The organism is Embleya australiensis (genome assembly GCF_051903075.1).
Taxonomy (GTDB): domain Bacteria; phylum Actinomycetota; class Actinomycetes; order Streptomycetales; family Streptomycetaceae; genus Embleya.
Window position 1 is genome coordinate 265,258 of the sequence record NZ_CP182424.1, and the last position, 12,037, is coordinate 277,294.

12 protein-coding genes and 2 pseudogenes are annotated in these 12,037 nt (G+C 71.7%); 6 read left to right on the forward strand and 8 right to left on the reverse strand.

Features of this window, described 5'->3' with window-relative positions:
• Positions 1 to 194: 194 nt before the first annotated feature.
• Positions 195 to 386: a hypothetical protein gene (locus ACMXN5_RS50030; RefSeq protein ID WP_439681697.1), complete on the forward strand. Its 192-nt coding sequence runs from the start codon at positions 195 to 197 to the stop codon at positions 384 to 386.
• Positions 383 to 754 (forward strand): hypothetical protein, encoded by a 372-nt coding sequence (locus tag ACMXN5_RS50035; protein WP_439681698.1) that lies wholly within the window; start codon positions 383 to 385, stop codon positions 752 to 754. The genes ACMXN5_RS50030 and ACMXN5_RS50035 overlap by 4 nt, the downstream gene beginning before the upstream one ends.
• 789 nt (positions 755 to 1,543) lie before the next feature.
• Here ACMXN5_RS50035 and ACMXN5_RS50040 read toward each other — a convergent pair.
• Positions 1,544 to 1,759: a hypothetical protein gene (locus tag ACMXN5_RS50040; RefSeq protein WP_439681734.1), complete on the reverse strand. Its 216-nt coding sequence runs from the start codon at positions 1,757 to 1,759 to the stop codon at positions 1,544 to 1,546.
• Between ACMXN5_RS50040 and ACMXN5_RS50045 the strand changes: the two are divergent.
• The 3 genes and pseudogenes from ACMXN5_RS50045 to ACMXN5_RS50055 form a co-directional block, all read left to right on the forward strand.
• Positions 1,686 to 1,835: pseudogene (locus tag ACMXN5_RS50045) on the forward strand (integration host factor, actinobacterial type); the annotation flags it as partial. The gene ACMXN5_RS50040 and the pseudogene ACMXN5_RS50045 sit on opposite strands and share 74 nt — an antisense overlap.
• 314 nt (positions 1,836 to 2,149) lie before the next feature.
• Positions 2,150 to 3,091: a hypothetical protein gene (locus tag ACMXN5_RS50050; protein WP_439681699.1), complete on the forward strand. Its 942-nt coding sequence runs from the start codon at positions 2,150 to 2,152 to the stop codon at positions 3,089 to 3,091.
• Between the two features lie 776 nt (positions 3,092 to 3,867).
• Positions 3,868 to 4,497 carry a hypothetical protein gene (locus ACMXN5_RS50055; protein ID WP_439681700.1) on the forward strand — a complete coding sequence of 210 codons (630 nt, stop codon included), beginning with the start codon at positions 3,868 to 3,870 and terminating at the stop codon, positions 4,495 to 4,497.
• A 139-nt stretch (positions 4,498 to 4,636) separates the two neighbouring features.
• Here ACMXN5_RS50055 and ACMXN5_RS50060 read toward each other — a convergent pair whose 3' ends face one another.
• The 7 genes and pseudogenes from ACMXN5_RS50060 to ACMXN5_RS50090 form a co-directional block, all read right to left on the reverse strand.
• Positions 4,637 to 5,440, reverse strand: coding sequence for a phosphotransferase (locus tag ACMXN5_RS50060; protein ID WP_439681701.1), 804 nt, complete (start codon positions 5,438 to 5,440; stop codon positions 4,637 to 4,639).
• A gap of 75 nt (positions 5,441 to 5,515) precedes the next feature.
• Positions 5,516 to 6,325: a hypothetical protein gene (locus tag ACMXN5_RS50065; protein WP_439681702.1), complete on the reverse strand. Its 810-nt coding sequence runs from the start codon at positions 6,323 to 6,325 to the stop codon at positions 5,516 to 5,518.
• A gap of 343 nt (positions 6,326 to 6,668) precedes the next feature.
• Positions 6,669 to 7,874, reverse strand: coding sequence for a hypothetical protein (locus ACMXN5_RS50070; protein ID WP_439681703.1), 1,206 nt, complete (start codon positions 7,872 to 7,874; stop codon positions 6,669 to 6,671).
• A complete protein-coding gene (locus ACMXN5_RS50075; RefSeq protein ID WP_439681704.1) occupies positions 7,874 to 8,482 on the reverse strand; it encodes a DUF4365 domain-containing protein in 609 nt (202 codons plus the stop codon). The genes ACMXN5_RS50070 and ACMXN5_RS50075 overlap by 1 nt, the downstream gene beginning before the upstream one ends.
• A 152-nt stretch (positions 8,483 to 8,634) precedes the next feature.
• Positions 8,635 to 8,913, reverse strand: coding sequence for a hypothetical protein (locus ACMXN5_RS50080; RefSeq protein ID WP_439681735.1), 279 nt, complete (start codon positions 8,911 to 8,913; stop codon positions 8,635 to 8,637).
• A 370-nt stretch (positions 8,914 to 9,283) separates the two neighbouring features.
• Positions 9,284 to 9,685 (reverse strand): annotated as a pseudogene (locus tag ACMXN5_RS50085) (hypothetical protein); the annotation flags it as partial.
• A 75-nt stretch (positions 9,686 to 9,760) separates the two neighbouring features.
• On the reverse strand, positions 9,761 to 11,110 hold the full coding sequence (locus ACMXN5_RS50090; protein ID WP_439681705.1) for a helix-turn-helix domain-containing protein: 1,350 nt from the start codon (positions 11,108 to 11,110) through the stop codon (positions 9,761 to 9,763).
• Positions 11,111 to 11,329: 219 nt separating this feature from the next.
• Between ACMXN5_RS50090 and ACMXN5_RS50095 the strand changes: the two genes are divergently transcribed.
• Positions 11,330 to 12,037 (forward strand): hypothetical protein, encoded by a 708-nt coding sequence (locus ACMXN5_RS50095; RefSeq protein WP_439681706.1) that lies wholly within the window; start codon positions 11,330 to 11,332, stop codon positions 12,035 to 12,037.

A 12,037-nucleotide genomic window follows, 5' to 3' on the forward strand; every position in this document is an offset into this window, starting at 1 on the left:
CAGCGCGGGCCCGCCCGACGCGGACGCCGTCGGCCGGCCGCGAGATAGGCCGGCGAACCCGAGCACCCCTCGCGCCGACTGCGGTCGAACGGCCCGGCTTCCCGCGTGTGCGGCACAGCACCGAAGGGACAGAGCACCGTGCGACACGGCGCCTTCCCGGTCGAGATCCCGCCGTTCGTCGAGGCACTGGCCGTGTGGGGGGCTGGGCCGTCGAACACGGCGGCGTTCCCCTGGAGTACGCGGCCGACGTGCTCGCCGACCACCCCGTGTACGTCGAGGATTCCGGAGTGCCCGACGCGACGGAGACCGAGCGTTGGACCTGGGCCGCGGAGGACCTGGCCGATTGGGAGGGGATCGTCGTCCGCATGGAGTGGCCGGGCGCGTGACCCTGGAGGACCACGAACGCCGCCGCGCGCAACTCGACGCGGAACCGACCGTCCCGACCCGGAATCCGCTTCGTGGCGAGCTGCACGACCCGGCCGAACCCGACCGCCGCCCCGTCGACGCCACGACCGGCGCACAGATCCGCCCCGGGAACAGCATCCTCGCCCCACACGGTGATCCGGACCCGGCTGCTTCGAACTCCCGCTTCGCGCCCCGCCGGTCGGGGGCGCCGGCCAAACCGAACCCCATGACGACAACGACACCCCGACGCTGGTACGGCCAGGACCAGTTCGGCGACCCGCCCCCGCCCGAGGGCACCCCCGGCATCGAGCGGTCGGCGGCCCGCTCGACGGACTGTGGATGGTCCTGATCGGCAACGGCCCGCAGCACTACCCGGACGGAGTCGCGCTGTACGCCGGCAATGGCGCTACCCGGACGGACGTTCCCACTACGTCCACGCCGACCCGCCGGGACGGGCGACTGCACTGGGAAGGCGACAGCGCCTGACCCCGGGGCCGCCCGCCGCCCACCCCAACCCCACCGACTGCCTCCGCGCCACCTGCACCATCCCCCGGTCCGGCATGCGCGCCGGCCATCCCGGGCACGGGCGGCCACCCCATTCACCATTCCCGCTCGCGCGGGCACCACCGCGCCGCACCGGAGACGGCAATGACCCTCGAAGCCACCGCGTCCGTCCCTTCACCCGCCGAACGCCGACGCCCGCACAAGGCCACCAGAGCCGGTATCCACTGGCGCGCCAACTTCGACGGCGACGGGCTGCGCCTGGAGGTCCCCGACACGAGCCACCCCGCGTGGAAGACCGTGCGCCGGCTCCGGATCACGCGACCACCCTTGTACACCGCAGAGTTCCCGGCGCGACGCCGCGACGTCGTCGTGGCCGCGCTGCGCGACGCGTTCGGCCGGGACGGGCTCGCCCCGTCTCCCACGTGGACGTCGATGTGCGGTTGGACGCCGCCGACCCGCAGATCGGGACGAGTCATGTGGTGTCGTGCGCGGAGGAGGGGGGTGGCCGGTCCAAGCGGTGTCGGGAAGCGGCGAGGGTCGTGGAATGGGAGCTTCCCGCCGACGGCATCGGATGACGCGATCGGTTCCATTGCGGCGTGGGTCCGCCCGGTCGCGGGATCGAGGTCTTTCGGCATCATCCGTAAAGCTGCTGGTCGAGGCCACGAACATGCGGCCGTGATGGGCCGGTTGCGATCGGATGACGCGAGGAGAAACCGATGACCGTGCCCGTGATCGGTCTTGAGGAGCGCCGGGCCGCGCTCTCGAAGGCCGCCGCCGTGCGCAAGGAGCGAGCCGCAATGAAGGAGGAACTCAAGCGCGGCAGGATCTCGCTGCGCGAGGTGTTGGACACCGACACCCTGGCGGTGCGCAGGATGCCGGTCCGAGCCTTGCTCGAGTCCCTCCCCGACATCGGGAAGGCGCGCGCGGACCGATTGCTCGCCGAACTGGGGATCTCTACGAGCCGGCGGGTGCCGGGGCCTGGGGGTCCAGCAACGCGAGCGGCTTCTGGAGCGCTGCGCGCCTCAGGCGTGACCGGCGGACGCGGGTCGCCAACGCCCCACTTCGACGGCTCCGACGAACTCCTGACCGTTCCCGCAGGTGGCCGGGTGCGGCTGACCCGCGACATCCGTCCCTCGTGCGGATTGCGGTTCCTCGAAGCGCGGGTCCGGTGGGCGTGCGCCGGTTACGCTCCGGACACGGTGCGCTCGCCCGAGCGTCGTGAACGAGCGGGGAGTGCGCGATGGCGGTGGGGACTTCGGTGGGCGAGGACGACCTGCGCACGATGTTGGCCCGGCGCAGCGGCCTGGACGAGGCCTCGCTCTGGTACCCCGTGCACGAGGTCCCGCGCGCGTTCGGCGTGTCGTGGCCGTTGACCGACGAACGGGCCGAGGACGTCCTGTCCGACCTGCTCGACGGCCTGCGACGCACGCTCCCGCCGCCGGACGGGCCGCCGGGTGCCCGCGGCCGCCGGTACGTGTACCTGTCCGAGATCACCGACCGGTACGCGCGGTGCGACACCCGCCGCATCCTCGAACGGATCCACCACGCCGGGATCACTCCGGCGCGCCCGGACGGGCGGGACTACGACCCGCGTTCGGAACACGGGTGGGGCGCCCGCCCCTCCACGGCAGCCGACCTCGGCGGCACGCCGTCGTGGGCGTGGTGGCGGGCCGTGCGCGAGGCGGGGGCGCGGCCGGCGTACCGGATGCCCGACCCGTATGTCGGCGAGGGCCCACCGCCCGTCGACCGCGCGCTGGACCTGCGCGAGTCCACCGGGGACGATCGGGCCTACCGCGCCGCGCTGCTCGCGGCGGTGCGCGAGGACCCCCGGCAACTCGACTGCTGGGCGCACCTCGGCGGCGACGCGTTCGAGCGCGCCGACGCCGACGAGGCCGCGCTGTCCGAGGCCCTGGGGTTCTACCAGAGCGCCGTGGCCGTCGCCGAGTTGTCCCTGCCGCCGGCGTTCGCCGGGGTCCTGGCCTGGGGCGAGTTGGACAACCGGCCGTTCCATCGGGCCCTGCACGGCCTCGGGTTGACGTGGTGGAGGCTCGGCGACACGAAGAGGGCGGCGACGGTGTTCGGGAACAGCCTCTGGACCAACCCCGCCGACAATCAGGGCATCCGCTACCTCGTCGGCCCGGCACGGGCGGGCACCGCGTGCCCTCGGTCCTTCGGGTCCTGAGCGCGCCGACATCGCCCGGCCCCTTGCGGCGTCGGGCTCACGGGCCTCAAGGTCATCCCGCCCGGAGAGACCGGGGCCATCACCATGCCGCTCGCCGACGGCGCCGACCCCCATCGCAACACCGGCCGGGGCGGCCGACCTCCCGCGGCAGGCCGACGAAGAAGCCGCACCGTTTCGCCGTCGCGCCACGTCCGGGTCCGTGGTGGGTCGTGGACGTGCTCGCCGGGGACTTCTCCTGCTGCCGAGCAACCGCCACCCCGCCTCCGCGCCCACCCCGCCGCTGCGCCGCCGCCGGCGGCTCGTCGGTGCGCATTCCCTCGACGAAGGCCGAGTCGTCGGCGGTGTCCGCGTGCACGGCGAGCGCGCCGTGTGTGTTCCCTCCGCGGCGTGACCGCAAGGATCGGACCGGTTTCAGGGCCTGCACGGCCGCGTGCGTGTGTACCGACAGCACCCCTGTGCGAGGCGCTCCACCTCGTCCCTTCTTCGGTCGCCGGCCGACAGGGGCATTGCCGCCGCGCCGCAGGTAGCGACCGCTCCCATGCTGCCGTGAGGACGCCCGCGCGGCTGCCACGCGTACAGAGCTCCGCATGTCCTCGCCTACGGTTCCGCGGCACCGTGACCGACCGTGGCTCTGCCGCGTACGCCCGAGGGACAGGGGTGGGATCGATGGATAAGACCCGGTTGTCCTCGGTGAAGTTCGTTGCCCGTACGCTTGCCCGGCCGCCTGCCACCGCCTGCGGTCACCGTCTGCGGACTCGGAGCCGGCACCAATCGTGATGGAACGTCGCAAGGTCTTGTTCACCGCCGTCGAGGCCCTCACCGGGGACGGTGAACGTGATGCGCTCGCCGCGGCCCTGCTCGCGGTCGAAGCCCGGGAGGGCGAGCGGCGGGGATGGGACCGCGAGCCGACGCTGTGGGCTCTTCACCTGCCGGCCATGGACGTCGGCGTGATCGAGTTGCGGGTGGTCCCCTCCCGGCGGTGGCGAGGCAGCGAGGATCGGAATCCGGCCGACGTCCTGGCGGGATGGGGCCTGCGGCAGCCCGCGCCCGACAGCGCCCCCGCACGGCGCGTCGCGGACGCCCCGGACGGGTTTGCCGGCATCGCCTTTATGTACGAGGCATGGTCGGTACCGGACGCGGCGCTCGACGAGGCGATGGAGCAGTCACGGGCCGCCGGAGAACGGCTGTTCCACGAGCGTGACGACCGGATCGAGGTACGCCAGATCGTGGCGGTGGACATCAACGGCAACGGCTACCTGGTCGTCCGCCGCCGTGGAGCCGGGCCCGTCCTCACAGTCACCGACGCGCTCGAACCCCACCATCGGATCGAACTCTCCGGCGACCTGATCGACCCCCTGCACCGCCTGGTCGACGCCGTCCGCGTCGGAGCCGTCCACCTGGGCTGACCCACGCCGGTCCCCAATCCCACCTGCGCCCGGCCCACGTCGACAGGGCCCGCACGTCGTGAGCTCCGCAGGCCGGGCACGGTCGCCACCATCGCTCGGAGAGGCAGGTCGGGCGTGCGTGATCGGGATCGCTGAGCCGTTAGAGCGCGCGGTGCGCGGCCCACGCGCGGGCGGCCTCCGCCAGCGCGCGGGACCAGGGCGCCGGTCTGCCTCTCGTGATGCCGGCCCAGTAGCGGGCCTCGGCTTCGGCGAAGTCGGTGAGCACCCGATCGGGCACGCCGCGCCAGCCGGGCAGTCGCGTCGCCCACGCCTGCGCGGCGGCGGGCGACTGTCCGCCCGTGGCGATCAGGCGCACGACCACAAGCGCCGGGTCCAACCAGGCCGGCCCCCGCACGGCCCACCCCCAGTCCACGAGCACCGCCCTGTCGGGCTCCACGAGGACGTTCTCGGGGTTGAAGTCCGTGTGGCACAACGTCGACCCCGCCAGCGCCTCGCCGAGACCGGCGGGAGCACACCGCGCCCACCGCTCTCCGGCCGACGGCAGCTCCACCGCGGGCAGCCGAAGACCGGCGAGTGCGGTGAGTGTGTCGGCCAACAGGTCCAGGTCCCGGGAGTGTTGGCGATAGTCGGCGTGACGGCCGGTGACGAACTCGAACCCGACCAGATCCCAACCCCCGACCAACAGCCGCCACAACACCTGCGGGCCCGCTCCCGCCACGCTCTCCCCGATCAGGGCCTCGCGCCGCTGTGCCGCCACGTGCGGGTCACACGTGCGCAGTCCTTTGACGAACACCGGCCCGGTCGCGGTGTCCACACGCACGGCCAGATCGCTGTGATGGCCTCCCTCCACGGGCGTGATCTGGTGGATCGGCCCGGTCAAGGCCTCCACCGCCGAGCGCGCACGGACCGGCAACACGTCACGAGGACGCATCCTCTCGCCCATCCAGCCCTCCCGACCGGTCGTCCGGACGCCGCCCGTGAGGGCACGTCGGCGCATATGCCACGGCGCCGTGGCGGGTCAGGACTGGTGGTGCGCGGTGCCGGTGGAGTCGACCCAGGTGACCAGGTCCTGGGCGCGGTTGCTGAACTTGGCGTCGTGGACGAGCCGGCCGCGCAGCCGGGCGTGGTCGAGATTGTCGTGGGTCCACGTGTCACCGTTGTGGATGGTGGGGATCTGGTAGGACGCGCCTTCGCGGGTGGCGGTGGTCCAACCGGCGGGGTCGGTGGCGATGGCGCTGCGGACGTAGCGGCGGGCGGTGGGACCTTTGACCGCGACCACGGCACGTGGCGCGGTCTGCGGGTCGGCGGCCCACTGTCGGGCCCAGGGGCCGAGTTGCCACCAGCGGACGGTGTTCTCGGCGAGTACTGCCGGGTCGGTTCCGCCGGCGTCGGCCCGCGGTCGGTCCAGGTCCCGGTATGGCTTGGAGCTGTGGAACACGATCAAGACTCCGTTCAGGCTCCGTCCGAGGTCGGCGACCGTCAGCGGCTCCATACCGAGGCGGTGGGCGTATTCGGGAGGTGTGCCGAGCGGGGTGAAGCGCCACCTCTCCCGGCGGACGTTGGCGAGCTTCGCCTTCACGCCGGGGGACAAGACGTCGATCAGGATGCTCTCCACTACGGCGGCGGTGGCGTGGTCGGGCATCTCGGCGACGTCGATCGTGTAGCCGGGGGTGTCCAGGATGGCGGCGAGCCTCGCGTTGTGGGTGTCGGCCGCGTGGCTCTGAGCGCGGTCCTCGCTCCGGCCGCGGCCGACGTAGACGATGCGGTTGTCACGGTCCCGGATCGTGTACACCACCGGGCGCGGGTCCGGCCTCGACGAAATAGGCATGGCGGTACTCCCGACTCCGGCCTCTGGGACCGGCTCCTGCCGGCGCTCCAGGCACCGGCGACCGCCCTCGACGCTACGTCAGTGATGCATCGCACCCCGCCGTTTCGCGCAATGACGCGCCGGTAACGTCGTTGGGCCAGCGCGGCGGCGCCACGCTCCGCAGCGAATGCCTGTGGATCAGGTCGGATCACCGCCCGGCCGCGGCCCGGAGAGTCGTGCGCTCAAGGAATTTCGACCTCGAGATGTCGTTGTGGTCTGCAGGGGTCCGGCGTTGCGTGCTGTGACCCGGACGAGGGCCCGGGTCACAGCCGACGCCCGACGCGACGTCGTTCAGCCGGGGAACCTAAACGGGCTCGGTGTCGCCGGACGGGTTGCTTCCCCGGGCCAAGGTGTGGCGCAGGAAGCTGGAGTCGACCTCGACCTCGGTCAGTCGCCATGCCCGGCGTTCGAAGGCCAGCATGCCGGTGACGGTGAACGGCACCTTGTGCCGATACGCGATGACCGCCCATTCGTGGTCCGCGCCGGACAAGGTCATGTGGACCTTGCGTGTTCTGCCGCGCACCTCGGCGACCAGAATGACCGACGCGGCGTCCTGATCGTCGGGGCCGGCCTCGTCGCGCTGCAGGCCGTGCACCACCCCCACCAGGGTCTCCTGCCGCGGTGGTTCCTCCCGGCGCACGAGCCGTTCGCGGACGCGGGGCAGTTCCACCATCACGTCGCGATCGAAGACGATGGTCGCCAGTCCCACGTCGGGGCGGGGAGCGGCGGCGGCCCACTCGAAGGACAGGTTCAGCGAGCGCAGATGGGGCGCGACGATGTCCTCCAACGACTCGATCAGACCGGCACTCACCCCCTGACCGCCCGGGTTCTCGATCACGCTCTCGTCCCATCGGCGACTCAGGCGCTCCGTGGTTTCCAGACCGCGCGCCAGGGTTTCCATCACCCGTCGGGGAAACGGTTGCACGGCATCCTGCGACGGACCGTCGTCGGCGCGATCGGGCGCGGAGGGGGATCCCAGCCGGGTCACGAGAGTGAAGACGAAGCTGCCTCTTTTGGTGTGTCCGAGCCGCACGTTGTCGTCCAGGAAGTCGGACACGCCGGCCGGCAGCCGACCGCGATGCGGATGCGCGGGGGAGGCGGTGGTCGTCGCGGCCGCGCGGATCATCTTGTAGAGCGCCTCGATGGTCTTCTCGGCCTGGTGGAACGGGATGGTCCCGTCAGTCATGGCCTGGTCGAGCCGCACGAAGAACAGATCCGCGTGCGTGCCCACGACCCGCTCGTACAGCTCCTGCGCGTCCCAGTCGTGGATGTAGGCCAGCGACTCCAAGGTCTCCTGGAACCGCTGCCTGAAGTCCGCCCAGCCGGTGGCGAGGGGAACCAGGACCCGGCCCTCGACCGCGCCGCCGGCCGACACCAGGCGCCAGATCTCGCGGACGTCGGGCTGTCGCGCCTCGAGTTCCCAGTCCCTGGAGGCAAGGAACTGGGACACGGCGGTCGGCGTGAGGGTGGAGGCCACCTCGCGGTAGCCGTCGAGCTCGGCAACGCCCATCACGACCACCTCTCGCTCTCGCCGATAGTCTCCATGATGCCGAGCAGGTGCTCGACGGTGAACAGGTTACGTCTCGGCAAATGGACGGTCTGCGTCAGCTTGGACGTCGTCCCACCGGGGAAAGCGGAAGCCGCCTGCCAGAACATCCGGCTCTCCGTGATCAGACGATTCTCGTCGACCACGACCCATTCGGATGCGTCCTCGGGAAGAACGAGCACCCCGAGATAGGCGGGAATGTGCCGTTTACCGTCGTTGCCCCGCACCAGCTTGCGGAACGGCTTGACCTTCATCGGCCACGCCATGTGCTCCTCGGTGAGCAATTTGTGCTGGATCGTCGCCTTGAGTTGAAGATCGAACTGCGGCCCGAGAATCCGCCTGTACTCGACCGACGACGCGATGGTGAGATCCACACCCTCGTAGTCGGTGTCGTGCGTCTTGACGGCGCACCCGGCCGCGTACGTGATCATCCGCGTGAACGCGAGGCTGATCTGCTCCTCGCGAGCGGTCATCGGCAGTTGCCCGTCGACCAAGTCCCTCTTGTCACTCCTGCGAGCATCCAAGCGCTCCAGACCCTCGGGAGTCGAGGTGTCGTCGGTGTCGTCGCTCATCTACCCCCCTGCTGTAGATGAGCGAATCTACGCGGCATATTCGAACCCGGAGCGCACGCTTGCGCAATCGACCACATCGAGGGCTCGGACCGGGCCTTCCCACCCCGACGGCCTTGCGCCGCGCCGTGGTTCGACCGGTGCCGGTCACCGTGTCAGGGTGTGACGTCGAACGCAGTGAACAGGTCCGCGAAGAACCGTCGGACCGTCTCGCCCGCCTGGTGGGGGCTGCGCAGGTCGTGGGTGCCGAAGCGGAAGACTTCGTATCCGGCAAGTTTGAGATCGCGGTCGGCGCGCATGGTGGCCGCGTACGTGGCCGGGTCGGCGCGGTCCCCGACGGCGTAGTGGTGCTTGCCGTCGACTTCGATCACGACCCGTCGGCCGCGGGGCAGGAGCAGCAGGAAGTCCATGCGGAACCGCAACAGCGCGTCCACCCCGCGTGCGTGGACGGTCTTGGGGTCCCAGTGCAGCCAGACCTCGGGCAGCAGCGCGGGGAAGTCCGCCGTCGTGGCCGACGATGTCGTGGTAGAGGTCGAACAGAAGCAGCTGCGGGGGCGACTTCGCGTCGTCGACGCTCTTGCGGAGCCGCGCGTACAGCTCCGCTTTCGTCGCGGCCTCGTCGCCCGACTCGGGGTGCGTGTGGGGCCACCACGCCTGCAGGTCGCTCCATCGGATGCCGTCGGCGCCGATCGGCCGGTCGTAGACCAGGACGTCCCCGGTGTCGCCGACGATCTCGATGTCGTTGTCGATGGCGTCCCGGAACCGGATGTCGGGCTTGTTCGCCGACGCGAAGATCAGGTTCTTCGGCCGGCCGCGACCCGACCGCGTCGACACCAGCGCGAACACCGGATAGCCGTCCTCGGAGCCCACCTCCCGCAGCTCCGCCCCCGCCGCGCCGAGGTGACGGTTCATGCCGGCGGCGACCGTACGCTGTCGCGCCTCGTCGGGAACGACGTCCCCCGACAGCAGGCCCTCGAGGAACTGGGTGAACCGCGCGTCCGGCGCCTCGAACGCGCCCAACCGGTCGAAAAGTTCCTCGGCCGACCAGTCTCCCGGGTTGCGCAGGACGTGCCGCTCGATCCGCGCGCCCAACCCCCGAGGGGACTCGAGGAAGACGTCCATCGGATCGCTCAACACCCACCCCGGCTGGCACTCTCGGGCGGGAACGCGGCAGCCGTGCACCGCGAGTTGATCGCCAAAGCCCATGCAGCTGCCACAGGTGGGCAGGCCGGCGATACCGATCCGGCCGGTTGCCTGGTCCGGGCCGCGCTTCGCCGATGGTCAGGTGATGGCGCAGCGTGTGGCGAGTGCGCGGAGTTCGGGTGTGGTGCGTGCGCCGATGAGGAGTCCGGTGACGAGGGCGCGGACGGCGGGTCGGGTGTGGGTTTCCTCGGGGGAGCAGCGTTCGGCGTTCAGGAGGGCGTGGAGGCTTTGGTCGCGGCGTCCCCAGTGGGCGTAGGCGGTGGCGATGTCGGTGTAGTAGCGGCAGCGGCGCTCCACCGTGGGCAGGGTGGCGGGTGTGATGGTGCGGGCGGCGGTGATGGCCGCGCCGGGGTCGCCTGCGGCGTTCTCGGCGGAGATGCGGTGGAGGGCGACGGTGGTGGGTCCGAAGCCGCCGCCGTGGTCGCGGAGCATGACCCCGCCGAGGCGGGCGGCGATGGCGGCGGCCTCGTCGGTGAGTTCGCGCATCCCGTCGCGGTCTCCGGCCCGTGCGGCGGTGTACGCGGCGGATTGGATCAGTAGTCCGCGTTCGGCGGCGTAGCGCGGTGAGGGGCCTTGGAGGGTGGGGTGGTCGGCGGCGTCGAGGGCGATGCGCATGGCTTGTTCGTGCCAGTCGGCCTTGCGGGCGAGGACGGCCAGGTTGCGGGCGGCCTCCGCGGCGACGAGGGGACTGTTCCCGGCGTGGGCGGTGGCACGGGCGCGGTCGGCGGCCATCCACCCCAACTGGACGTCGTCCAGCTTGATCAGCATGCGCGTGGTCAGCACGTAGACCTCCGCGAGCAGTGCCTGGTGTTCGGCGCTCGCGGTGTCGTCGGCGAGGGTGTGGCCGGCCGCGACCAGGCGCGGCAGGCGTTCCGCGAGCGCGCTGTAGTGGCCGGCGTGATAGTCGCCCATGGCCACGGCCAAGGCGCCGCGCACCCGCGCCGTGGTGGTCGTCGGCGGCGCTGTGTCCAGACCGAGCATCGCATCGCGCACCCGCGCGAGCAGGACATCACCCGACACCGGCGTCCGCGCACCGCCGGCCCCGACGAGGGGGAGGGATGCGGTGGCCGCCAGGTTCGCCAACAGGCGTCGTCTGCGCACGTTCTCGCCCTCTCGTGGGTTCTCGCGCACCACAGTAGGACCGGGCAGCCCCGGAAGCGATCCACGCGTGGCCGGATGCGATCCCGGTAACGCCGGCACGGGCGCGAGTCCGAAGTCCTCGACCGACAACTCCAGCGCGTGGGCGAACCGCCGGATGACCGTGACGTCGGTCAAGGGCGCGAGGCCGCGTTCGTATCGGGAGACCTGCGCGGCGGAGTACCCGGCCCGTCGGCCGAGTTCGGCGAGCGTCCACGCCCGCGCCACGCGGGCCTGGCGCACCCGCATGCCCGAACCCGCACGCTGATGCTGTTGCCTGACGGTGGCCACGAACGACCTCCTCGCCTGCCGGTGCGGGAACTCCCAGTGATAGCACCCGCACACCCCCACGACGAACCGCTTTGCACAACATGCAAAGGGTTTGCGCCATGCGTTCCCGGTCGGGACGCCGGGGTCCGGTTCGAGGCGTGATGGGACCGCGCGGCACCGCATGTCCCGAGCCGCGCCCGAGGCGGTCACAGCCGCCCGGCCCACGGCCAAGGAGCGACCATGCGCACCCCGACCTCGCCCCATCCCGACGAACGCCTCACCCCCGCCTACTACATTGACCCCGCCCGGACCCCACATCACTACATCCGCGACGTCCTGGCGCGCTGCGCCACCGTGTTCGACGTCAAGCCGACCATCGCCGCCGACCTGGACCACCTGACCGCCGCCGTCGCCGACACCGCCGATGTCCACCCCGACGCGCGCCTGAGCGGCGCGGTCCGCGTCGAGGACGGGGTCAGGATCGAGGCCGGCGCCACGATCGCGGGTCCCGTGCTGATCTGCGCCGGTGCCGTGATCGGGTCCGGCGCGGTGATCCGCGACCACAGCGTGATCGGCCCGAACTGCCGGGTCGCGGGCGGCGCGGAGATCACCCGCAGCCTCCTGGCGGGCGGGGTGCTGATGGTGCATCAGGCGTTCGTCGGGGACTCGATCCTGGGCCACGGTGTCAACGTCGGCGCGTTCTGCACCACCACCGGCATGCGCGTCACCGGCCCGGTGACCGAGCCCGCCACCACGGAGATCACGCTCGTCCTCGACGACACGCGCATCGGCACCGGTCAGACGAAGTTCGGCGCGGTGATCGGCGACGGCGTCGCCCTCCCCGCCGCAACCGTCCTCAGCCCCGCCACCCTCATCGGCCCCCACACCGTGATCCTCCCCCGCAACCACGTCGGCGGCGTCCTGCCGCGCGGCACCCGAATCAGGTGA

Excerpts from the sequence above, each read along its gene's own strand:
- ACMXN5_RS50050 (WP_439681699.1), top strand. The coding sequence starts at position 2,150 with ATGGCGGTGGGGACTTCGGTGGGCGAGGACGACCTGCGCACGATGTTG.
- ACMXN5_RS50055 (WP_439681700.1), top strand. The coding sequence starts at position 3,868 with ATGGAACGTCGCAAGGTCTTGTTCACCGCCGTCGAGGCCCTCACCGGG.
- ACMXN5_RS50060 (WP_439681701.1), bottom strand. The coding sequence starts at position 5,440 with ATGGGCGAGAGGATGCGTCCTCGTGACGTGTTGCCGGTCCGTGCGCGC.
- ACMXN5_RS50065 (WP_439681702.1), bottom strand. The coding sequence starts at position 6,325 with ATGCCTATTTCGTCGAGGCCGGACCCGCGCCCGGTGGTGTACACGATC.
- ACMXN5_RS50070 (WP_439681703.1), bottom strand. The coding sequence starts at position 7,874 with ATGGGCGTTGCCGAGCTCGACGGCTACCGCGAGGTGGCCTCCACCCTC.
- ACMXN5_RS50075 (WP_439681704.1), bottom strand. The coding sequence starts at position 8,482 with ATGAGCGACGACACCGACGACACCTCGACTCCCGAGGGTCTGGAGCGC.
- ACMXN5_RS50095 (WP_439681706.1), top strand. The coding sequence starts at position 11,330 with ATGCGCACCCCGACCTCGCCCCATCCCGACGAACGCCTCACCCCCGCC.